The following is a 23,097-nucleotide window of genomic DNA, read 5'->3' on the forward strand; positions in this document are numbered from 1 at the left end:
CACCCGGGACGACGACCGGTCGCCTGGGACCCCCGACGGAGCGGACCCGAACGTCGCCTCCGAACGGCGGTCGCCGCGTCGCCGGTCCGTGGTGCTCGCGGTGGGGGCGGTCCTGGTCGTCGGGGCGGCGGTGCTCGTCCCGATGCTCACCTCGGACTCCGACCCGGACCCGACGCCGACGACGGCGCTGCCGACCACCCAGCCGGTGCCGCAGCCGCCGCCGGAGGCCGGCCCCTCGCCGACGTCGACGTCGACGTCGGATCCGACCGCCGCACCGTCGCCCCGCCCCACCGACACCGCCGAACCCGACGCCACCGAGGCGCCGCCGACCGCGTCCCCGCCACCGTCGCCGCCGTCGGCCACCCGCCAGCCCACCTCGTCGCCGCCGGGCCGGTCCCCCGCGCCCCAGCCGGTCGACCCGGCCGCCCGGGTCGACCAGCTCATCGACGAGGGCGTGGCAGCCGGACAGATTCGCGGTGACGTCGGCACCGACCTGCGCAACCTGTTGCGGAACCTGAGCGCCGGCGACCAGGAGTCGCTGGCCGGGTCGGTAGCCGAGGCCCGGGGGAAGGTCGCCGAACGGCGACGGGAGGGCAGCATCACCTCGCGGTACGCCAACCAACTCGACGCCGCCTTCGCCGACCTGGCCACCGCACCCCGCTGACCGGCCCCGCCCCGGCCCGGGTCGGGGACGGGCCGGTGGTCAGGACGTCGGTGGTCGGGGACGGGCCGGTGGTCAGGACGTCGGTGGTCAGGGACGGGTCAGCGGAAGCGGTTCCCGGGCCGGGGCCGCCCCAGCCCCGATGAACTCCCGGTACACGGCCTCGTAGCCGAGCGCCATCCGTTCGGTGGAGAAGTTCTCCGCCACGTGCGCCACACAGGCCGCCGGATCCATCCGCGTCACCTCCTGCAACGCCGTGGGCAACTCGACAGGGTCGGCGCAGACCACCCCGGTCAGCCCGGGCCGGATCAGCTCCGCCACGGCACCCCGGTCGAGGGCCACCACCGGCGTACCGGTGGCCATCGCCTCCACCATGACCATGCCGAACGGCTCCGCCCACTGGATCGGCATGATCAGGCAACGCGCCTCGACCAGCAGCCCCAGCGCCGTCGCCCGGTCGGCGTTCAACACCACTGTCACGTCGGAGTCGAGCATCGGCTCGATCACCTGCTCGTAGTACCGCCGCTCGGCCGGCTCGTTGCACTTGCCGGCGAGGACCAGCGGCAGACCGGCCGCCCGCGCGGCCCGGATCGCCAGCTCCGGGCCCTTGTCCGGACTGAACCGGGCCAGCCACAGCACCGCCCCGGTACTCGGCCGGGACTTGTGCGGTATCTCCGCGATGTCGAGGGCGTTGTGCACCGTACCGACCCACGGGAGTGCGGGGTTGGAGCGGCGTTGGGCGTGTGAGATCGCGACGAGTCCGACTCCGTGGTCGGTGTCGCTGAGCACCGTGCCGTACTCGCCGACCGGGTTGCCGTGCACTGTCGCCACGGTGGGCACCGACCGTCGGCCGGCGACCAGCGGCCCGATCGTGGTGTGGTCGTGCACCACGTCGAAGTCGGCCGGGTCGACGAGCTGGTTGACCCGGGCCAGGTGGGCCAGCTCGGGCAGTGACTCACCGAGCCTGTCGAACTGGAGCTGCGCCTCGGTGGAGACGAACGCCGCCGGGGTGCCGTGCTCCACCCCGGCCCCGAAGAGGGTCACCGCGTGCCCGTGTCCGGTCAGGGCGCTCACCAGCGCGGCGACCACCTGCTCCAGGCCGCCGTACCCGGGCGGTGGCACCGACAACCACGGCGGCACCACCATCGCGATCCGCAGCGGTCGCCCCGGCGACGCACCGGACTGACGATGGTGTGCGGTCACGAGTCCTCCCCGTTGGTCCCCTGAACGCGTGACCGGCCGCTTTCCCGGGTTCGGCTGCGGTAAACGCCACCCGGTGCGGCGGCGGGACGACGAGGTGCCGACGAGAAGGCGGCGGGCGACGGGGGTGCCGGCAAGAAGGCGGCGGGTGACAGGCCGACCCCCTCGGCCTGTCACCCGCCGCCCGGTCAGGGGACGGTCCGCGTCGAACTACGACTCGGTGAGCGTCACGGTCACCGAGTTCTCGGCGCCGTCGCGCTGGTACCGCACCTCGACCCGGTCACCGACCTTGCGCGCCTGGACCGCGCCGACCAGGTCGCTGGAGTCGTTGACCGTCGTGTCCCCGAAACGGGTGATCACGTCACCCTGCCGCAGGCCGGCCTGCTCGGCGGCGCTGCCCGGCAGCACCGAGGAGACCAACGCGCCACCGTTCTGGGCCCCGGCCACGCTCACCCCGAGGCTGGGGTGGCTGATCTTCTCGCCGCGCTGGAGCTTCTCCGCGACGTCCTTGGCCTTGTTGCTGGGGATGGCGAAGCCGACGCCGATGTTGCCGCTGCTCTGTCCGGCGGTGGCGATCGCGGTGTTGATGCCGATCACCTCGCCCCTGGTGTTGACCAGGGCCCCACCGGAGTTGCCCGGGTTGATCGGCGCGTCGGTCTGGAGCAACCCGGCGATGGAGGACGCGCCCTGCTGCGGGTCCTGCTGGCTGCCGGCCCGGATGGTGCGGTCCCGGGCGCTGACGATGCCGGAGGTCACCGAACCCTGCAGACCCAGCGGGCTGCCCAGGGCGAGCACCTGGTCGCCGACCTGCATCGCGTCGCTGTCGCCGAAGGTCGCCGCCTTGAGATCGCTGACCCCGTCGGCCTTGACCACCGCCAGGTCCGTCTTCGGGTCGGTGCCGACCACGTTGGCCTGGGCCGTCTTGCCGTCGGCGAAGGTGACAGTCACGGTCCGGGCGGAGGCGACGACGTGGTTGTTGGTCAGGACGTATCCGTCGCCGGTCAGGATCACCCCGGATCCCTCCCCGCTGTCGGTGGCGATGGAGACCACACTGTCCTGGACCGCAGCGGCGATCTTGGGCAGGTCGGCACTGTTGATCACGGGAGCGGCGGAGAAGGTACGGCTGCCACCCGACCCGTCGCTGAGGCCGAGCGCGAGCGCGCCGCCGGTCACGCCGGAGCCGAACATCAGACCCATCACCACGACCCCGGCGACGACGTACCGGGCCGCCCGGTTGGGCCGCCGCTGCGCGGGCCCGTGGTTCTGTGCCCAGGGCGGGACGGGCTGACCCGTCGGGCCGTAGCCGGGGTGGCCCGGCTGCGGGTGCTGGCCGCCGGGCTGCCACGGACCCGGGTACGCCCCGGAGGTCGGGTACGGCGGAGTCGACGTCTGCTGACCCCCCGGCCGGTACGCGTCGTCGGCGGACGGCCTGCCCCCGCCGACCGGCCCCGACCCCGCGTACGGCCCGGACTGCCCCGGACCGAAGTGGCCCGACCCGGCGTACGGCCCCGACTGCCCAGCCCCGGGCTGACCCGAACCGGCGTACGGACCGGACTGGCCAGGGCCGGGCTGACCCGAACCGGCGTACGGACCGGACGGGCCAGGGCCGGGCTGACCCGACCCCGCGTACGGGCCGGACTGGCCCGAACCGGTGTACGGGCCGGGCCGACCGTCGCCGGGCTCGGTGCGGATGGGAGTGGTGTCCGCTCCGGCGTCACCGGAGGGACCGTAGGACGGAGACGGGGCACCGGCGGCCGGAGCGCCGGGGGCGGACCCGGCGGAGGCCGGGTCGGAGTGCCCGGGTGCGACCCGGGGCAGCTCGGCATCGTGGTGCGACGGCTCGGCGTCGGTTGCCGGCCGCCGCTGCGGGTCGGACTCGTACTCGGTCATGACTACACCTTTCCCCGCCGCACTGCGATCCGCCTGGAATCGACCTGGATGTTTCCTGAAAGTCAGTCCACCTCGTCGGCCCCGGTCGGGGCCAGCGGCAGCCGGACCCGGAACGTGGCACCGCCTCCAGGAGTCTCCCCCGCCTCGACGGTTCCCTGGTGTACGGCGACCAGAGCGGCCACGATGGCCAGCCCCAGACCGGTGCCGGTGACCCCGCCGGCTCGTCGGGTCCGGGCCGCGTCGGCCCGGTAGAAACGCTCGAAGACCCGGTCGGACTGCTCCGGGGAGAGTCCCGGGCCGGTGTCGACCACCTCGATGACCGCCTGGTCCCCCGGCTCGGCCCGCAGCCGCAGGGTGACCAGGGCCTCGGCCGGGGTGTGGGTGAGGGCGTTGGTCATCAGGTTGCCGATCACCTGGCGGAGCCGGGCGTCGTCACCGAGGACCACCAACGGCCCGGATCCGGGGGCGATCTCCAGGTCGATCCGTCGGTCCGGGGCGACCGCGCGGGCGGCCTGCACCGCGTCACCGGCCAGGACCGGCAGCTCCACCGGGGCCAGGGAGAGCGGGCGTTCCCGGTCCAGCCGGGCCAACAGCAGGAGGTCCTCCACGAGCAGCCCCATCCGGGCCGCCTCGTCCTCGATCCGGCGCAACAGGCCGGCGGTCTCCTCGGGGGTGCGGGCCGCGCCCTGCCGGTACAGCTCGGCGAAGCCCCGGATCGTGGTCAGCGGGGTACGCAGTTCGTGGGAGGCGTCAGCAACGAACTGCCGCATCCGCTCCTCGGACCGGCGGGCCCGGGCCTCGGAGGCCTGGGCGGCCAGGGCCGCATCCCGGGCACCGACCTCTGCCGACCGGGCGGCGATCTCCGAGGCGGCCCGGGCGGTGAAGGCGGCTTCGATCTGGGCGAGCATCACGTTCAGCGCCCGGGAGAGCCGTCCCAGCTCGCTGGTGGCGTACACCTGCCCCTCCTCCGGGTCGGGCACCCGGCGGCTGAGGTCACCCCCGGCGATGGCGGCGGCGGTCTGTTCGATCTCCATCAGGGGTTTGAGGCTGGTCCGGACGATCGCCGCCCCGATCGAGGCGAGCATGACCAGGACCGCCCCGCCGACCAGGAGGTCGATCCAGATCAGCCGGGTGACGGCCCGGTCGGCGTCGGTGAGGTGTTGGCCGATGGCCACCCACTGCCCGTTGGGCAGCTCGGTGTAGAGCATCCGCCAGGACACCTCGCTGCCCTGCGCCTTGACAGTGAACGGCTCTCCGGCCAGTCGCTCGAACCCGGCGGTGTCACCCGGCCAGGGCGGCAGGTCCGCCTCGGTGAACCGTTGCTCGTCGTAGCCCCAACTGTCGGTCAGGCCGGTGGCCGGGTCGGTGACCACCACGAGGTAGTCGGTGGGGAACTTGAACCGGCTGACCTGCTGGGCGGCGACCGCGATCTCGACGTTGCGGGCGGAGGAGTGCAGCTCGGCGTCGACCTGGTCGACGAGGTAGGTGCGGAGGAAGAACGTGGTCAGCGAACTGATCACCAACAGGGCGGCGGCCACCAGGAGGAGTACCGCCGCGATCAGCTTGACGCGGAGCGGGACCCCCCGCAGCCGCACCATGCTCTGCTGGTAGGGGTTCACGCTGCCGGCTTGCGCAGCACGTACCCGACCCCCCGGAGCGTGTGGATCAGGCGGGGCTGGGTGGTGTCCACCTTGCGCCGCAGATACGAGATGTACGACTCGACGATGTTGTCGTCGCCCCGGAAGTCGTAGTTCCACACGTGGTCGAGGATCTGCGCCTTGGAGAGCACCCGGTTGGCGTTGAGCATCAGGTACCGCAGCAGCTTGAACTCGGTCGGGGAGAGCTGCACCCGCTGACCGGCCCGGTGCACCTCGTGGGTCTCCTCGTCCAACTCCAGGTCGGCGAAGGTGAGCCGGGAGGGAGCGTGCTCGCCGGTGGTGGTCCGGCGCAGCACCGCCCGGATCCGGGCGGTCAACTCCTCCAGGCTGAACGGCTTGGTGACGTAGTCGTCGCCGCCGAGGGTGAGCCCCCGGATCTTGTCGTCGGTGGCGTCCCGGGCGGTCAGGAACACCACAGGGGTCCGGGTGCCGCCCTCGCGCATCATCCGGATGACCTCGAAGCCGTCCAGGTCCGGGAGCATGACGTCGAGGACCACCAGGTCGGGCCGATGGTCCTGCGCCGCCGTCAGCGCGGCGCTGCCGCTTGTCGCGGTGGCGACGTCGAAGCCGGCGAAGCGCAGGCTCGCGGAGAGCAGTTCGAGGATGTTCGGGTCGTCCTCCACGACGAGAAGTCGCGCCTCGGTCTGGGTTGCGGCCATGCGGTCATCATGCGGGACGCGCCTGCGGCGATGCTGAGGGGTTCCTGAAAACACCCTGAGACCCGGCCCGGTGGTTCCGGACGGGCACCGGGTGGGTCGACGGGGCCGACCGCCCGCCGTCTCGGCGATCCGGCGGACCCGCACCGGTCGTCGTCGACGAGAACCGGTACCAGCGACGACGTGGCAGGCTGCCAGGGCGGACCGGCGACCGGCCGGGCGACTGCGGAGGTGACGATGATCATAGAGCGGCGGTACGTCGGTCCCCCGGGTTCGGGCAACGGCGGATGGAGTGCCGGGGTCTTCGCCCGGGTGGCCGGGGACGGGCCGGTCGAGGTGACACTGCGCCGACCGCCACCGCTGGAGACCCCGTTGACCGCCGTGGCGGGGGCCGCCGGAGCGACGGAGATCCACGATCCGGAGGGGCTGGTCGTCGCCGAGGTCCGTCAGGTGGCCACGTTCGCTGCGGCGGTGGGTCCGGTCGACGGCGTACGGGCGCGGGCCGCCGCCTCGGCGTACCCGGGGCTGGTGGACCACCCCTTTCCGGGCTGTTACGTCTGCGGCCCGGCCCACCCGGGAGGGTTGCGGATCTTCCCGGGGCGGCTGCCGGACGGGCGGACCGCCGCGCCGTGGCACGTGCCGACGGGGGTCACCGACGCCACGGTCTGGGCGGCGCTGGACTGTCCGGGCGGCTGGGCGGTGATCGGCCCCGGTCGGCCGTACGTGCTCGGCCGGATCGCCACGGTGCTGACCGGGCTCCCCGCAACCGGCGACGAGTGCGTGGTGACCGGCCTGGTCGAGGCGGTCTCCGGGCGTAAGGCGCAGGTCAGCTCGGCCCTGTACGCCCCGGACGGCACCCTTCTCGGTCACGCCCGGGCCACCTGGATCGCCCTGCCCGCCGGGTGATCTTCCTCTCGTGCTCCTCCTTCCTGGGGAGGACCGTCCCCGGTGCCGTCCTGCCGAAGGTGGAGTCGGATCTCCCGACCGCGTCTGATTGATTTCCCTCCCGACCAGGGCAGGCTTGGTACGACGTTGAGACCTGCGGTCACACTGACCTGAAAGATTCCTGTGTTCCACCCCGGGCGGAACCGGCACCGAGCCGTTGCGTCCCGCAGGAGAGGAGAGAGATGCCTGACGGGCAGCGAAGCCCCACCACCGGTAGCGGTCAGATCGTGGTGTCCGGCCTGACGAAGCAGTACAAGAACGTCAGGGCGGTCAACGACCTGTCGTTCACCGTGGAACCGGGGCGGGTGACCGGCTTCCTCGGCCCCAACGGTGCCGGCAAGACCACGACCCTGCGGATGCTGTTGAACCTGGTCACCCCGACCTCCGGTTCGGCGACCATCGGCGGTCAGCGGTACGCGGACCTGACCCACCCGTTGAGCCACGTCGGCGCGGTGCTGGAGGCGTCGAGCGCGCACAAGGGGCGGACCGGCGTCAACCACCTTCGGGTGATCGCCGCCGCCGGCGGCCTGCCGAAGCACCGGGCCGACGAGGTGTTGGAGCTGGTGGGTCTGACCCCGGCGGCGAAGCGCAAGTTCAAGGGCTACTCCCTGGGCATGAAGCAGCGGCTGGGCATCGCCGCGGCGATGCTCGGTGACCCTCGGGTCCTGGTGCTCGACGAGCCGGCCAACGGCCTCGACCCGGAGGGCATCCGGTGGATGCGCGGGTTCCTGAAGACCCTCGCCACCGAGGGGCGGACCGTCCTGGTCTCCAGCCACCTGCTCTCCGAGATGCAGCTGCTCGCCGACGACGTGGTGATCATCGCCGCCGGCCAGCTGGTCCGGCAGGGACCGGTCCAGCAGGTCCTCGGCGCGATGACCCAGGGTGCCCGGATCCGGGTGCGTACCCCGCAGGCCGAGCAGTTGGCCAAGACCCTGCGCGAGCAGGGGGCCACGGTCGACGTCGACGAGCAGGGTGTCCTCCTGGTCTCCGGTCTGGAGCCTCCGGTCGTCGGCCAGGCTGCCCTCGCCGTGCAGGCGGAACTACACGAACTGACCCCGGAACGCCCCGACCTGGAGCGGGTCTTCCTGGAGCTGACGGCCGGAAAGGCGGGCATCCGATGAACCTCGTCCGATCCGAGCTGCTCAAGATCCGTACGACCGCCGCCTGGTTGTGGCTGGCGCTGGGTGCCCTGGTGGCGACCGCGCTGGCCCTGGTGGTCAACTCCTGGCTGGCGCACCTCACCCTCACCGGTGACGGCACCGAACTGGCGGCGTTGCCGCCGGAGGAGGCGGCGGCCCAGCAGGACGTCGTCGGTCAGGCCGCCAACATCTACACCTCGGGTCAGTACTTCGGTCTGCTCTTCGTGATGCTGATCGGTGTGCTGATGGTCACCAACGAGTTCTTCCACCAGACCGCCACCACCACGTTCCTGTCCACGCCCAAGCGGACCAGTGTGATCTTCAGCAAGCTGGCCGCCGCGAGCCTGATCGGGTTCGGGTTCTGGCTGGTGACCACGATCATCGTCCTGGTCGCCGGGGCCGCCTTCCTGAGCTTCAACGACTTCGGCACCCAGCTCGGGGAGTGGGAGGTACAGCGGGCGATCCTGTTCAACCTGCTCGCGTACGCCATCTGGACGGTCCTGGGCATCGGGGTCGGGACGCTGATCACCAACCAGATCGGCGCGGTGGTCACCTCGGCGGTGGTCTACCTGATCGGCACCCAGGTCGCGGGGCTGTTCTTCTTCCTGCTCTCCACCTGGCTGGAGAGCGACGCGGTGATGAAGTGGCAGGTCGTCATGCCGTCCGTCGCCTCCAGTGTGATGGTCAACAGCATCGAGTCACCGATGCTGCCTGCCTGGTGGGTGGGTGCGTTGGTGCTTGTCGGCTACGCCCTGGTCACCGGCGCGGCCGGCATCCTGATCACCCGTAAGCGGGACATCTCCTAACGGGTCCACGCAGGACGCCGACGTCGGCCGGGCCCGTGGGGCCCGGCCGACGTCGCTTATCAGCAAACGACCGAACACGCAGGGTTTGGTGAACTTCTGGCATCTTCTGTGAAACCGGCCACGGCTCGGAGGCGGAAATGCCAGGCGGTCTTGTACGGCGTAGCCTGGGACACGTCCCGTGCCTGTCGAATCGGGTGCAACGGACACCGCGTGACACACAAACCCGCGTGAAAGAGGCGATTACCGGCCGTGTCGACCCAGCAAACGTCGCAGGAGAACCCACTGGCGGGTTTCGGCCCGAACGAGTGGATCGTCGAGGAGATGTACCAGCGCTACCTCACCGATCCCAACAGCGTCGACCCGGCCTGGCACGACTTCTTCGCCGACTACCGGCCGGGTGCCGACGGCCAGAAGAAGTCGGCCGGAGCGCCGAAGTCGGAGGGCCAACCGCAGTCCGAGAGCCGGCAGCAGCCCCCTGCCCCGGCGAAGAAGGCCGAGCCGACCGCTGCCGCGTCGGAGACGACCCCGGCCTCCGGCACCGCCGAGAAGGCCGCCCCGGCGAAGAGCGCACCGGCCAAGACCGCCCCCGCGAAGAGCGCGCCGGTGAAGGCCGCTCCGAAGGCTGACGCCGCCAAGTCCCAGAACGGCAGGGCCACCCCGGCGAAGCCGACGAGCGGCGAACCGCAGACCGTCCCGTTGCGCGGGGTGGCCGCCAAGATCGTCCAGAACATGGACGCCTCGCTGAGCGTGCCGACCGCGACGAGCGTCCGGGCCGTCCCGGCCAAGCTCCTCGTCGACAACCGGATCGTGATCAACAACCACCTCGCCCGGGGGCGGGGCGGCAAGGTCAGCTTCACCCACCTGATCGGGTACGCGATGATCCGGGCGCTCGTCGAGCACCCGGAGATGAACAACTCCTTCGCGCAGACCGACGGCAAGCCGACGATGGTCCGCCCGGCCCACGTCAACCTGGGCATCGCCATCGACCTGGCCCGTCCGGACGGCAGCCGCACCCTCGTGGTGCCGTCCATCAAGGGCTGCGAACAGATGGACTTCCGCCAGTTCTGGCAGGCGTACGAGGACGTGGTCCGGCGGGCTCGCAAGAACGAGCTGACCATGGACGACTACTCGGGCACCACGATCTCGCTGACCAACCCGGGCGGCATCGGCACCGTCCACTCGATCCCCCGCCTGATGCAGGGGCAGAGCGCCATCATCGGCGTCGGCGCGATGGAGTACCCGGCGCCGTACCAGGGCATGAGCGAGGAGACCCTGGCGGAGCTGGCGGTCAGCAAGATCATCACGCTGACCAGCACGTACGACCACCGGATCGTCCAGGGTGCGCAGTCCGGCGAGTTCCTCAAGGTGATGCACGAACTGATCCTGGGCGAGCACGGGTTCTACGACCAGATCTTCACCTCGCTGCGCATCCCGTACGAGCCGGTGCGCTGGATGCGGGACGTGGCCGTCAACTCCGAGGGTCAGATCAACAAGACCGCCCGGGTGCACGAGCTGATCCACGCGTACCGGGTGCGCGGCCACCTGATGGCCGACACCGACCCGCTGGAGTTCACGATCCGCAAGCACCCGGATCTGGACGTCCTCCAGCACGGGCTGACCCTGTGGGACCTGGACCGCAGCTTCCCGGTCAACGGTTTCGCCGGCAAGAAGCGGATGAAGCTCCGGTCGATCCTCGGGGTCCTGCGCGACTCGTACTGCCGCCGGGTCGGCGTGGAGTACATGCACATCCAGGACCCGGAGGAGCGCCGCTGGATCCAGGAGCGGATCGAGCACGGGTACGAGAAGCCCCCGGCCGACGAGCAGAAGCACGTGCTCAACCGGCTCAACGCCGCCGAGGCCTTCGAGACCTTCCTCCAGACCAAGTACGTCGGCCAGAAGCGGTTCTCGCTGGAGGGCGGCGAGTCCCTGATCCCGCTGCTCGGTGAGGTCCTGGAGGCGTCCGCCGAGGGCGGGCTGGACGAGGTCGTCATCGGCATGGCCCACCGGGGTCGGCTCAACGTGCTGGCCAACATCGTCGGCAAGCCGTACGAGAAGATCTTCTCCGAGTTCGAGGGGCACCTGGACCCGCGTTCCACGCAGGGCTCCGGTGACGTGAAGTACCACCTCGGGCAGAACGGCAAGTTCACCACTCCGGACGGCGACAGCTCGGTCAAGGTCTCCGTGGTGGCGAACCCGTCGCACCTGGAGGCCGTGGACCCGGTGCTCGAGGGCATCGTCCGGGCCAAGCAGGACCGGATCGACCTGAAGCTGGAGGGCTACACCGTGCTGCCGCTGGCGGTGCACGGTGACGCCGCCTTCGCCGGGCAGGGAGTGGTCGCCGAGACCCTCAACCTGTCCCAGCTGCGCGGCTACCGCACCGGCGGCACCGTCCACGTGGTGGTCAACAACCAGGTCGGCTTCACCACCGCCCCGGAGTACAGCCGGTCCAGCCTCTACAGCACCGACGTGGCCCGGATGATCCAGGCGCCGATCTTCCACGTCAACGGCGACGACCCCGAGGCAGTGGTCCGGGTCGCCCGGCTCGCCTTCCAGTACCGCCAGGCGTTCAACAAGGACGTCGTGATCGACCTGGTCTGCTACCGGCGGCGCGGGCACAACGAGGGTGACGACCCCTCGATGTCGAACCCGCAGATGTACAAGATCATCGACTCGAAGCGGTCCGTCCGCAAGCTCTACACCGAGGAGCTGATCGGCCGGGGCGACATCACCGTGGAGGACGCCGAGGAGCTGCTGCGGGACTACCAGTCCCAGCTGGAGCGGGTCTTCAAGGCCACCCGGGACGCTGCCTCGGTGCCCAAGCAGCCGGCCCGCCAGCGCCCCGAGGTACAGCCGGAGCCGGAGGTGGAGACCGCCACCAGCAGCGAGGTGGTCAAGGCCATCGGCGAGGCGCACGTCAACCTGCCGGAGGGCTTCACCCCGCACAAGCGGATCCAGCAGCTGCTCGACCGGCGGGCCAAGATGTCCCTCGACGGCAACATCGACTGGGGCTTCGGCGAGATCATCGCCTTCGGCGCGCTGCTCAACGACGGGGTCACCGTCCGGCTCGCCGGGCAGGACTCCCGCCGGGGCACCTTCGTCCAGCGGCACGCGTCGGTGGTGGACGCCGAGACCGGCGACGACTACCTGCCGTTGAAGTCGCTGACCGCCGACGGGGAACGGTCCCGGTTCTTCGTGCACGACTCGCTGCTCAGCGAGTACGCGGCGATGGGCTTCGAGTACGGCTACTCGGTGGAGAACATCAACGCCCTGGTCTGCTGGGAGGCGCAGTTCGGCGACTTCGTCAACGGCGCCCAGTCGGTCATCGACGAGTTCATCTCCTCCGGGGAGGTGAAGTGGGGCCAGCGCTCCGCCGTCACCCTCCTGCTGCCGCACGGCCACGAGGGCCAGGGGCCGGACCACACCTCCGGTCGGCCGGAGCGGTTCCTCCAGATGTGCGCCGAGGACAACATGCGGGTGGCCGTTCCGAGCACCCCGGCGAACTACTTCCACCTGCTGCGTCGCCAGGCCCTGTCGCCCAAGCGCAAGCCGCTGGTGGTGTTCACGCCGAAGTCGTTGCTGCGGCACCGGCTCTGCGTCTCGTCGGTGCAGGACTTCACCACCGGCACCTTCGCCCCGGTGCTGGCCGACACCGCCGCTCCCCCGGCCGAGCAGGTCAAGCGGGTCCTGCTCTGCTCGGGCAAGGTCTACTACGACCTGTTCCAGGCCCGTCAGGAGCGGGGCGTCACCGACACCGCGATCATCCGGATCGAGCAGCTCTACCCGCTGCCGGTCGAGGAGATCCGGGCCGCCCTGGGCGCGTACCCGAACGCCGAGGACTTCGCCTGGGTCCAGGAGGAGCCGGCCAACCAGGGTGCCTGGTCGTTCGTGGCGCTCAACCTCCTGGAGCACCTCAGCGAGGTACGACTGCGCCGCATCTCCCGCCCTGCCGCCGCCGCCCCGGCGGTCGGTTCGGCGAAGATGCACGAGGTCGAGCAGGCCACCCTGCTCGACGCCGCCCTTCCCCGGCCCTGACGGCCGTTTACCGACGCTGGGGCGGGTCGCCGGAGACGGTGACCCGCCCCAGCGGCCTGTTCGAGGAGAGATCCCATGTACTTCACCGACCGTGGCATCGAGGAGCTGGTCCAGCGCCGGGGCGGCGAGGAGGTCACCCTGGAGTGGATCGGCGAGCGGCTGCGTGACTTCGTCGACCTCAACCCCGAGTTCGAGACCCCGATCGAACGCTTCGCCACCTGGCTCGCCCGCTCCGACGAGGACGACGACGAGTAGGGATCAGGGGAGTTCGGCCGGCCAGGGGCCGGCGGTGGCCATGGTGATGGTGGCGGTGAGCCCGCCGGGGTGACTGGCGAAGGTGGCGGAGTCGGCGAGGTGGTCGGCGAGCCACAGTCCCCGACCGCCGACCGCCGTCGGCCTGGGCACGTGGTCGGGTGGGGTGAGGTGGGCGGTGCCACCCTGGTCGGTGACCCGGCAGATCAGGTTCACACCGACGCGGTCGAGGTGCAGGTGGCCGCGTCCGCCGCCGTGCGCGACGGCGTTGATGACGAGTTCGTTGACGGCGATGACGAAGTCGTCGAGCCGGTCGTCGTGGAGTCCGGCGGCCAACGCCAGCCGGGTGACCTCGTGTCGCAGCGTGGTGACGGTGCTGGTGTCGAAGGCCAACGAGAGCAGGGCCGTCTGGTCGGAGAGCGTGTCTTCGCCGTCGGTCATGGCAGTCCCTCGGTGTCGGTGTCACCGGGGCAGCGGGATCGCCTGGTCGGTGTGGTGCCGTTCGTGGTCACTCCGGCACCCGGAGGGCCAGCAGGGCGATGTCGTCCTCGTGGTCTGGGGCGGGGACCGTGGCCAGCACGGTGTCGACCAGTTCGTCGACGGTGGCGGTGGCGTGGGCGGACAGCACGGCGTGCAGCTGGGCGTTCACCACATCGTGGTCCAGGTCGCGACGTTCGAGGAGTCCGTCGGTGTGCAGCAGGAGCGTCGCGCCGGGGCGCAGGGTGGTCTGCCGGGTGGTCCGGTGGGCGCGGAGCGTGGCACCGAGCAGGACGTCCCGGCCGTGGAGGGTCGCGACGGTCCCGTCGGGCTGGATGACGAGCGGGGGCGGGTGCCCGGCGTTGGACCAGCTCAGTTCGACGACGTCGTCGTGGGTCCGGGTGACGTGCGCGACGACGGCGGTGGCGATGCTGCGTACGTCCAGCGCCATGTTTGCCGCGTCGAGGCGGCGCAGCAGCGCCGAGGGGGGCTCGTGCCGGTCTACCAGGTAGCCGCGCAGCATCGACCGCAGCTGTCCCATCTGAGCGGCAGCGTGCAGGTCGTGGCCGGTGACGTCCCCGATGACCAGGCTCAGCGACCGGTCTCCGGTGGCCACCGCGTCGTACCAGTCACCACCGACCTGGTCCAGGCTGTGTGCGGGTTGGTACCGGGCGGTGACGTGCAGGTGTTCGACGGTGGCCAACGGCGTGAGCATCGCCTGTTGCAGGGTCGCGGCGGCCTGGACCCGATCGGTGAGGTGCCTGGCGCGTTGTACCGCCTGCGCCACGTAGCCGGCGACCCCCACGATGACCGTCTGTTCCTCGACGGGGACCGGATAGGGCTGGGCCCACCCGATGTTCAACGTCCCGAGCGTCTTGCCCGGTCCGCGCAGCGGAACGAACCCCACCGCCTGCCACCCGGTCGCCTCCACCACCGCGTCGAGGTACGGGTACGCCGCCACCTGTTCCGCCGGGTTCTCAAGGAACAACGGCCGGCCGGTGCGGAGCACGTCGGCGGAGGGGGTCTTGTCGTCGACGTGGAACCTGTCGAGCACCGGGCCGGAGAGGTCGTCGACGCCGTACACCTGGATCCGGCCCCCCGGCTCCAGCAGGGCGAGGCTCACGTGGACGGCCTGGAACTCCCCGCACATCAGCCGGTGGGCCGCCGCGATGACGTCGGCCATCGTCACCGTGCCGGTGAACTCGTGGCTCGCCGCGAGGAGCAGTTGGCTGCGTCGCAACGCCAGGTCGAGTCGACCCGCCAACTCCTGGGCGGCGGCCTGCGCCTCGTGCTGGCCCAGCAGCGCCTTCTGGGCGACGGTCGCGGCGATCCGCAGTTGCAGACTGGCCGAGCAGACCATGGCCAGGTCCGCCAGCATCGACAGCTCGTCGGCGGTCCACTCCCGAGGACTGTCGTCGATGACACAGAGCGAGCCCAGGATCTGCCCGGCCTCGTCGGTCAACGGCATCCCCGCGTACGCCACCACCCGCAGGTCCTCGATCGCCGGGTTGTCGCACACCCGCTCGTCGGCGCGGGCGTCCGTCACGACCAGCGGCTCGCCGGAGGTGACCACCCGTTGGCAGAACGAGTGCGACAGCGGCGTCTGACGATGCTCCTGCCACGGCTCGGCGAGCCCCACCGCACCGGGGAAGAACTGCCTGTCCACGCCGACCAGGGACACCAACGCCACAGGTGCCGACAGGACCCGCGCCACCAGACCCGCGAAACGGTCGAAGGACGAGTCGGGCGACGAGTCCAACCGCGTCGCGCCGAGCGCCGCCAACCGCCCGGCCTCACCCACATCGCCGCCCGCGACCACGCCACCTCCCCGCCGAACCACATCTCGTCGCCACTGCGAAGCCCGCCGTCACCCGCAACCCCCGCCGTCACCCGCGACGACGGTGGGGGCCACGACGACAGTGGCCTGCCGGCACCGGTCGGGCCCGGACTCCACGGAGTCTACGGCCCACGGTAAGGAACGACCGTCGGCAGCGTCGTGCCGCTCGGCGGCGGCGCCCGGACCCCTCGGACGGCGGCCACCAGGGCGGATTCCTCCGGCAGGAGGCGTTCACCCGGGCAGGTTCAGCGGGTAGCGTGTCGCCGTGCCTCTGCCCCGCCGCTCCTCCCGCGCCACCCCGCCCGCCAGGAACGCTCTGTTGGCCGGGGCCGCACTGACCGTACTCCTCGCCGGATGCGGTGCCGACGCGGCCGGGCAGACCACTGGGAACACCCCCGTCACCGCCCGCTCGACTGTCTCCCTGCCCCCGATCTACTACGTCGACCCGCGTGGCGCGGCGGCCTGGCAGGTCACCGAGTGGGAGCGGGAGGGGCGCGGCGACGACGCGGCCGCGTTGCGGCTGATCAGCACCCGGCCGACCGCCCGGTGGCTGGTCGGGGACTCCGACGCGGTCACCGACGAGGTGTCGCGTTTCCTGGCCGGGGCGAGTCGCGCCGGGCAGACGCCGGTGCTGGTCACCCACAACCTGCCGCAGCGAGACTGTGGTCGGCAGGGCTACGGGGGTGCGGAGTCGGCCGGGGCGTACCAGGACTGGATCCGCAGGCTCGCCAGTGGGGTGAAGGGGCGGCCGGTCACTGTGATCCTGGAGCCGGGGGCGATCCCGGACGCTGTCGACAGGTGCGTCGACGATGTCGACGGTCGGCTGGCCCTGCTGCGCGACGCCGTCGAGGTGCTCAAGAGCACCGGCAGCGCCCGCGTCTACCTGGACGCCGGGCACCCGGGCTGGGTCAGGGACGGCGCCCAGTTGGCCTCGGCCCTGCGCGGTGCCGGCATCGCCGAGGCCGACGGGTTCGCCCTCAACGTCGCCAACTTCGTCGGTACGCCGGAGAACGTGACCTACGGCCACCGGATCTCCGACGCGTTGGGCGGATCCGTCCCGTTCGTGATCGACACCAGCCGCAACGGCAACGGCCCGCACCCGCGCGAGACCGTCCGGGACGCACCGAGTTGGTGCAATCCGCCGGGGCGGGCGCTCGGTGCGCAGCCCACCACCGACACCGGACTGGACCGGGTCGACGCCCTGCTCTGGATCAAGTACCCGGGTGAGTCCGACGGCGCGTGCCGACCGGGTGAGCCGGAGATCGGCGCGTGGTGGCCGGAGTACGCGCTCGGGCTCGCCGAGCGCGCCTCCGACTAGTCGGCGGCCGGGGCGGGTCAGCGCGGGGTCCGGCCGACCGGGAAACCACCGGCCGGGATGGCCGAGCGGGGTGCCTGGGGTTGCGGGCCGGGGGTGCCGCCGGTCATCCCGCTCCCCTGCAGGCCGGTGCGTTTGAGCTTCTGCCAGCCCAGCCGCCCGCCGGTGAGGGCGGTGACCACCGACTGGAGCAGCACCAGGTACATCAACTGACGGTAGACGAACTGCTGCAACGGCAGGACCCACAGGACGCCGAGCTTCTCCTTGTCGAGGCGGAACGCCACGATCGCGGTGAGGAACTGCAACCCGAGCATGGCCAGCCAGGCCAACGCCGTCGCCTTCCGGTCCAGGAAGACCAGGCCGTAGATGGCGAGCAGGTCGATGACCGGGGCGGCCAGCGGGAGCACGACCCCGAACACTGTCAGGAAGGTCAGGCAGCGGCGGCTGAACCGGCCGGAGGAGCCCTTGTCGAGCACCGAACGCCGGTGCTTCCACATGGCCTGCATGGTGCCGTAGCTCCACCGGTAACGCTGCTTCCACAACTGTCCGAGGCTGGTCGGGGCCTCGGTCCAGGCGCGGGCGCCCTCCTCGTACACGACCTTCCAGCCGGCCCGGCCGAGGGCCATCGTGACGTCGGTGTCCTCGGCCAGCGTCTCGTCAGTCATCCCCCCGGCGTACTCCAGGGCCTCCCGGCGGAAGGCCCCGATCGCTCCCGGGATGGTGGGCATGCAGCGCAGCGTCTCGTAGAGGCGTCGGTCGAGGTTGAACCCGATGACGTACTCGATGTGCTGCCACTTGGCGATCATGCTGCGCCGGTTGCCGACCTTGACGTTGCCGGCGACCGCACCCACCTGGGGGTCGCCGAAGGGCTGGACCAGGCGGCGGACCGCGTCGGGTTCGAAGACGGTGTCCCCGTCGACCATGACGATCAGGTCGTGCCGGGCCAGTGCCACGCCGGTGTTGAGCGCGCTCGGTTTGCCGCCGTTGGGTTTGCGAACCACCCGGACGTTGGGCAGGCCGAGTCCGGCGGCGATGTCGGCGGTGCCGTCGGTCGACCCGTCGTCGACCACCACCACCTCAATGCCGCCCGGATGGTCGCCGAGGGCCAGGGAGCGGACCGCCGCCGCGATCCCCTCCTTCTCGTTGTAGGCGGGCACGATCACCGAGACCGGTTCGACGACCGGAGGCCCCCAGGCGAAGTCCTTGCGCCGTCGTTTGCGGGCGTGCCGCAGGGCCAGGATGAACAGCAGCGCCGTGCGGCCGATGGTGAGCACCCCGACCAGGACGAAGAGCACCCCGAAGAGGACGAAGGTGACGTCGGCGGCGCGGACCGCCATGATCAGCATCTGGCCGCGCCAGCGCTCCCCGGCGGTCGCCTCGACCGGGCCGGCGGTGGGGCCGTTCACCCCGGCCTCGACCAGGGCCCGGTTCAGCCCCTCGCTGACAGTGGTGAAGGTGTACCCGCGCTCCTTCATCAGCGGGATGTACCGGTCCAGGGCCTCGACGGTCTGGGACCTGTCACCCCCGGAGTCGTGCCAGAGGGTGACCGCCCCGGAGTAGCCCGGGGGGATGGTCCGCTCGATCATGCCCTCGGGGCCCTGCCGCTCCCAGTCCCGGCTGTCCAGGTCGTTGACGACGGTCAGGTATCCGAGTTCCCCGGCCTGTTGCAGCAGCGGCCAGTCCTGGTTGACCACGGCGTCGGGCCGGGATGAGTAGGGGAAGCGCAGCAGGTTGGTCCGGACCCCGGTGGCCCCGGCGATGGCGAGCTGGGTCTGGGTGTACTCCATCCGCCGTTGCCACTCGGGGATCTGGGTGAGGTGGGGGTGGGTGAAGGTGTGCACCCCGAGTTCGTGCCCGTTCTCGGCCAGGTCCCGGACCATGTCGGGGTTGCGGACCACCTGGTTGCCGAGGACGAAGAAGGTCCCGGGCACCTGGTGCTTGTCCAGCACCCGCATCACCTCGGGGGTCCACCGCTCGTCGGGGCCGTCGTCGAAGGTGAGCACGACCGTCCGGGCCGGCAGGCTGTAGGACTGGGGGCGGTCGGCGGTGGTGTTGATGATCGGCCCCCCGTCCAGGATCACGTCGGGGACCTCGTCCTGGCCGCTGCCGAAGGTGTTCTCCGCCCGGTAGTCGGGGATGAACGATCCGTTGGCGTACGCCTGGACGAAGAGGATGCCGCCGAGGAGGACGAAGACCATCGCGTAGACCGTCCAGCTCGGACGGGGGACGTACCGCCGGGCGCGAGCCGCCGCGCTGGGCCGGACGTGCTGGCGTACGCGGTCGGTCGGGACGGGCGGCTGCTGCCCGGGGGGACCGGGCGGGTGGGGATGGTTCATCAGGGGGCGGGTGCCTCACTCGGTGTGGTCGGCGACGGCGAGGGCGACGGCGAGGCCGTCGGGGAGGCCGGCGACGGGGTGGCCGACGGGGACCCGGTACGGGGAGGGGTACGCGACGGCGTGCCGCTCGGTCGCCCGCTGGTCGGCGGCACCGTGCGGGAGGGGGTCGGGGAGGGGGCGGCCGACGTGGCGCTGGTGGAGGGGGCAGCCGGCGGGGTGGTGGAGGAGGAGGGGGCGACCGGTTGCAGGGGTGGCGTGACGCGGGTGGGTGACGGGGAGGGCGAGGGGGTGGGGCTGGCCGACGGGGTGGGCGGCGGCTTCCACTCCTCCTCGACGGGCTCGACGAACGGAATGATCGTCTCGGGGCGGACGGGTCCACCGGCGAAGCTGACGCCGACCATCGCGGTGTAGGCCACCCCCGCCAGGCCCAGGAAGTAGGCGGTCCGGCGCAGCCACCGACGTCGACGTCCACTGGGATCGACGAAGACGGGGGGCGGCTCCGGTGCGACAGGAATGATCTGTGTTGGTCCCTCCACCTGGGCGAGTGTAAACGTGAGCAACTTTCATGTTGCCTCGCTGTGTCCCGTCTGACATGGGAAAACGGGCGCAACCCGCCCAGAGTTGGTTGTCGGGCAGCAACCAAGTGGACCTAGTAGCTTTGGCCGGGTGGCCCGCAGCGTCTACCTCACCAGCGTCGGTTCCGGCGGAGGAAAGTCGACGATCGCCCTCGGTCTCGCCGAACTGCTCTCCCGCCAGGTCGAGCGGATCGGCGTGTTCAGACCGCTGGTCTCCGACACCCGCCCGGACCCCATCCTGACCCTGCTCAGCGAGCGTTACCGGGTGGACGTTACCGCCACCGACCCGACCGGGACCACCTATGCCGAGGCCACAGCGCTGGTTGCAGACGGACGGCGGGAAGAACTGATCTCCCGGATCGTCGCGCGCTACCGATCGGTCGAGCGGCAGTCGCCGGCCGTCGTGGTGGTGGGTAGCGACTTCGCCGACGCCGGTGACGGCAGCGCTCCCCGCGAACTGGCCTTCAACGCCCGCCTCGCCACCGAGTTCGGCAGCGTGGTGGTCCCCGTCGTCGACGGGTACGGCCAGTCACCGGAGGCGATCGCGGCGGCGGCCCGAGGGGCGTACCACGATCTGGTGGACCTCGGTGCGACCGTCCTGGCGGTCGTGGCGAACCGGGTGCCCGAGCCGATGACCATGCCCGACCTGCCGGTGCCCGCGTACGCGATCCCCGAGGTGCCGGCCGTGTCCGCGCCGACGGTGGCCGAGGTCGCCGCCGCGCTCGACGCCACACTGCTCGCCGGGGACGACGCCGCCCTCGGCCGGGACGTCCTCGACTACGTCGTCGGGGCCGCCCACGTGCCGACCCTGCTGCAACACCTCACCGACGGCTGCCTGGTCATCACCCCCGGCGACCGGGACGACCTGCTGGTGGCGGCGAGCGCCGCCCACGTGGCGGGTCAGGTCTCGGTGGCCGGACTGGTGCTCACCCTCGGCGAGCAGCCCGACCCCCGGGCGATGCGCCTGTTCCAGGGGCTGAACACCGGTCTCGCGGTGCTCGGGGTGACCAGCGACAGCTACGACACCGTGGCCGCGTCCAGCCGGATCGAGGGGCGCCCCACCACCGCCAACCCCCGCAAGGTGGAGGCGGCGCTCGGGGCGTTCGAGGCCAACGTCGACACCGACGAACTGGCCCGGCGACTCGCCGTCACCCGATCCGCCCGGGTCACCCCGCTGATGTTCGAGTACGACCTGATCGACCGGGCCCGCGCCCGCCGTCGCCACCTGGTCCTGCCGGAGGGGACCGACGAGCGGATCCTGCGGGCGGCCGAGATCCTGCTCCGCCGGGGCGTTGCCGACCTGACCCTGCTCGGCCGACCCGACGACGTGGCCCGGCGTACCAGGGAACTGGGCGTCGACATCGGGGCGGCGGCCGTCGTCGACCCGGTGACCGACCCACGACGGGACGAGTTCGCCGAGGCGTACGCGCAGCTGCGGGCCCACCGGGGGGTCACAGTCGACCTGGCCCTCGACGTCGTCGCCCAGCCGAACTACTTCGGCACGATGATGGTGCAGTCCGGGTACGCCGACGGAATGGTCTCCGGGGCCACCCACACCACAGCCGCCACCATCCGCCCGGCGTTCGAGATCATTCGTACGGTGCCGGGGTTGTCCGTCGCCTCCAGCGTCTTCTTCATGCTCCTCGCCGACCGGGTCCTGGTCTACGGCGACTGCGCGGTCAACCCCGACCCGGACGCCGCCCAGCTCGCCGACATCGCCATCTCCTCCGCCGACACCGCCGCCCGGTTCGGCATCGAACCCCGGGTGGCGATGCTGTCGTACTCCACCGGAAGCTCCGGAGCCGGAGCCGACGTGGAGAAGGTCGCGGCGGCCACCGCCCTGGTCCGCGAACGCCGCCCGGAGCTGCTGGTCGAGGGGCCGATCCAGTACGACGCCGCGATCGACCCGCAGGTGGCGAGGACGAAACTGCCCGACAGCACCGTCGCCGGCCGGGCCACTGTCTTCGTCTTCCCGGACCTGAACACCGGCAACAACACCTACAAGGCGGTGCAGCGCTCCGCTCGGGCGGTCGCCGTCGGCCCCGTCATGCAGGGTCTCAACCGCCCGGTCAACGACCTGTCCCGAGGCGCGACGGTGCCCGACATCGTCAACACCGTGGCGATCACCGCCATCCAGGCCGCCAACGGGGAGGCGTCGTGAGCCGGGTGCTCGTGCTCAACTGCGGGTCGTCGTCGGTCAAGTACCGGCTGTACGACGGGGTCACAGTCGTCGACCGGGGCACCGTCGAACGAGTCGGCGAGACCGGTGGCGGGCCCGCCGACCACGCCACAGCCGTCCGGGAGATCCTCGCCGGACTGGACCTGGCCGGGCTGGAAGCCGTGGGACACCGGGTGGTGCACGGCGGGCGGCGGTTCAGCGAGCCGGTCCTCGTCGACGACGAGGTGCTGGCCGGGATCGCTGAACTGGTGCCGCTCGCCCCGCTGCACAACCCGGCCAACCTGGCCGGGATCGCCGAGGCCCGCCGGGTCCTGCCCGACGTCGCACAGGTGGCGGTCTTCGACACCGCGTTCCACCACACACTGCCCGACTCGGCCGCGACGTACGCCATCGACCGGGAGGTCGCCGAGCGGTACGGCATCCGCCGGTACGGCTTCCACGGCACCTCGCACGCGTACGTCTCCCGGCGCACCGCCGAACTGCTCGACCGCCCGTACGCGGAGCTGAACACGATCACCCTGCACCTGGGCAACGGGGCGAGCGCCTGCGCCGTCGCCGGGGGACGCAGCGTCGCCACCTCGATGGGGATGTCCCCGCTGGAGGGGCTGGTGATGGGGACCCGCAGCGGTGACCTCGATCCGGCGATCGTGTTCCACCTGCGCCGCGAGGCCGGGATGGGGGTCGACGAGATCGACGACCTGCTCAACCACCGCAGCGGGCTGTCGGGGCTGGCCGGGGCGAACGACATGCGGGAGATCCTGGCCCGCCGCGCCGGGGGCGACCCGGCCGCCACCGGCGCCTTCGACGTGTACTGCCGGCGGATCACCGGGTACGTGGGGGCGTACTACGCCCTGCTGGGGAGGGTCGACGCGGTCACCTTCACCGCCGGGGTGGGTGAGCACGCCGCGCCGGTCCGCGCCGCCGCCCTCGCCGGGCTGGACCGCCTCGGCATCGTGGTCGACCCGGAGCGCAACACCGGGACCGGGGACCGGCTGATCAGCCCGCCCGGTGCCGAGGTGGCGGTCTGCGTCGTCGGCACCGACGAGGAGTTGGAGATCGCCCTCCAGGCTCGGGCTGTCGTCGCCGACGGGTGAGGTCGGACGGTTTCCGTACCGGTGGGTGATTCCGGCCGGGCGGAT

16 protein-coding genes and 1 pseudogene are annotated in these 23,097 nt (G+C 71.5%); 10 read left to right on the forward strand and 7 right to left on the reverse strand.

What is annotated here, in order from left to right; all coding sequences use genetic code 11:
- A pseudogene (locus ABT336_RS11000) lies at positions 1-664 on the forward strand (hypothetical protein); the annotation flags it as partial.
- Positions 665-751: 87 nt separating this feature from the next.
- Here ABT336_RS11000 and ABT336_RS11005 read toward each other — a convergent pair.
- The 4 genes from ABT336_RS11005 to ABT336_RS11020 all read right to left on the reverse strand — a co-directional run bounded on the left by ABT336_RS11005 (position 752) and on the right by ABT336_RS11020 (position 6,068).
- Positions 752-1,807 (reverse strand): glycosyltransferase, encoded by a 1,056-nt coding sequence (locus ABT336_RS11005; protein ID WP_350896398.1) that lies wholly within the window; start codon positions 1,805-1,807, stop codon positions 752-754.
- Positions 1,808-2,071: 264 nt separating this feature from the next.
- Complete coding sequence (locus ABT336_RS11010; protein ID WP_350896362.1) at positions 2,072-3,751, reverse strand: S1C family serine protease; 1,680 nt, start codon at positions 3,749-3,751, stop codon at positions 2,072-2,074.
- Positions 3,752-3,813: 62 nt separating this feature from the next.
- Entirely contained in the window at positions 3,814-5,349 is a 1,536-nt protein-coding gene (locus ABT336_RS11015; protein WP_350896399.1) for a sensor histidine kinase, read from the reverse strand.
- A 17-nt stretch (positions 5,350-5,366) separates the two neighbouring features.
- Positions 5,367-6,068, reverse strand: a complete 702-nt coding sequence (locus tag ABT336_RS11020; RefSeq protein WP_350896363.1) for a response regulator transcription factor — start codon at positions 6,066-6,068, stop codon at positions 5,367-5,369.
- Positions 6,069-6,302: 234 nt separating this feature from the next.
- Between ABT336_RS11020 and ABT336_RS11025 the strand changes: the two genes are divergently transcribed.
- The 5 genes from ABT336_RS11025 to ABT336_RS11045 all read left to right on the forward strand — a co-directional run bounded on the left by ABT336_RS11025 (position 6,303) and on the right by ABT336_RS11045 (position 13,242).
- The gene (locus tag ABT336_RS11025) at positions 6,303-6,971 is read left to right on the forward strand and encodes a hotdog fold domain-containing protein (protein ID WP_350896400.1); all 669 of its coding nucleotides are present in this window, start codon (positions 6,303-6,305) and stop codon (positions 6,969-6,971) included.
- Between the two features lie 221 nt (positions 6,972-7,192).
- A complete protein-coding gene (locus tag ABT336_RS11030; RefSeq protein WP_350896364.1) occupies positions 7,193-8,131 on the forward strand; it encodes an ABC transporter ATP-binding protein in 939 nt (312 codons plus the stop codon).
- Positions 8,128-8,955 carry an ABC transporter permease gene (locus tag ABT336_RS11035; protein ID WP_350896365.1) on the forward strand — a complete coding sequence of 276 codons (828 nt, stop codon included), beginning with the start codon at positions 8,128-8,130 and terminating at the stop codon, positions 8,953-8,955. The genes ABT336_RS11030 and ABT336_RS11035 overlap by 4 nt, the downstream gene beginning before the upstream one ends.
- A gap of 249 nt (positions 8,956-9,204) precedes the next feature.
- On the forward strand, positions 9,205-12,987 hold the full coding sequence (locus tag ABT336_RS11040; protein WP_350896366.1) for a multifunctional oxoglutarate decarboxylase/oxoglutarate dehydrogenase thiamine pyrophosphate-binding subunit/dihydrolipoyllysine-residue succinyltransferase subunit: 3,783 nt from the start codon (positions 9,205-9,207) through the stop codon (positions 12,985-12,987).
- Between the two features lie 75 nt (positions 12,988-13,062).
- The gene (locus tag ABT336_RS11045; protein WP_350896367.1) at positions 13,063-13,242 is read left to right on the forward strand and encodes a DUF6104 family protein; all 180 of its coding nucleotides are present in this window, start codon (positions 13,063-13,065) and stop codon (positions 13,240-13,242) included.
- Positions 13,243-13,245: 3 nt separating this feature from the next.
- On the opposite strand, the gene ABT336_RS11050 is transcribed toward ABT336_RS11045, so the two are convergent.
- Complete coding sequence (locus ABT336_RS11050; RefSeq protein ID WP_350896368.1) at positions 13,246-13,680, reverse strand: ATP-binding protein; 435 nt, start codon at positions 13,678-13,680, stop codon at positions 13,246-13,248.
- A 67-nt stretch (positions 13,681-13,747) separates the two neighbouring features.
- Positions 13,748-15,535, reverse strand: a complete 1,788-nt coding sequence (locus ABT336_RS11055; protein ID WP_350896369.1) for a SpoIIE family protein phosphatase — start codon at positions 15,533-15,535, stop codon at positions 13,748-13,750.
- 283 nt (positions 15,536-15,818) lie between these two features.
- Here ABT336_RS11055 and ABT336_RS11060 point away from each other — a divergent pair, with 283 nt between their 5' ends.
- Entirely contained in the window at positions 15,819-16,871 is a 1,053-nt protein-coding gene (locus ABT336_RS11060) for a glycoside hydrolase family 6 protein (protein ID WP_350896370.1), read from the forward strand.
- Positions 16,872-16,888: 17 nt separating this feature from the next.
- On the opposite strand, the gene ABT336_RS11065 is transcribed toward ABT336_RS11060, so the two are convergent.
- Complete coding sequence (locus tag ABT336_RS11065; RefSeq protein WP_502891154.1) at positions 16,889-19,204, reverse strand: bifunctional polysaccharide deacetylase/glycosyltransferase family 2 protein; 2,316 nt, start codon at positions 19,202-19,204, stop codon at positions 16,889-16,891.
- Between ABT336_RS11065 and ABT336_RS11070 the strand changes: the two genes are divergently transcribed.
- From ABT336_RS11070 to ABT336_RS11080, 3 genes are all read left to right on the forward strand, one after another.
- A complete protein-coding gene (locus ABT336_RS11070; RefSeq protein ID WP_350896371.1) occupies positions 19,190-19,615 on the forward strand; it encodes a GTPase in 426 nt (141 codons plus the stop codon). The genes ABT336_RS11065 and ABT336_RS11070 overlap by 15 nt on opposite strands.
- A 255-nt stretch (positions 19,616-19,870) precedes the next feature.
- Complete coding sequence (pta, locus tag ABT336_RS11075) at positions 19,871-21,940, forward strand: phosphate acetyltransferase (protein WP_350896372.1); 2,070 nt, start codon at positions 19,871-19,873, stop codon at positions 21,938-21,940.
- Positions 21,937-23,052, forward strand: a complete 1,116-nt coding sequence (locus ABT336_RS11080; RefSeq protein WP_350896373.1) for an acetate/propionate family kinase — start codon at positions 21,937-21,939, stop codon at positions 23,050-23,052. Before pta ends, ABT336_RS11080 begins: the two co-directional genes overlap by 4 nt.
- The last annotated feature ends 45 nt before the right edge of the window (positions 23,053-23,097 follow it).

It is taken from the genome of Micromonospora sp. NPDC000207, from assembly GCF_040300925.1.
GTDB lineage: Bacteria > Actinomycetota > Actinomycetes > Mycobacteriales > Micromonosporaceae > Micromonospora.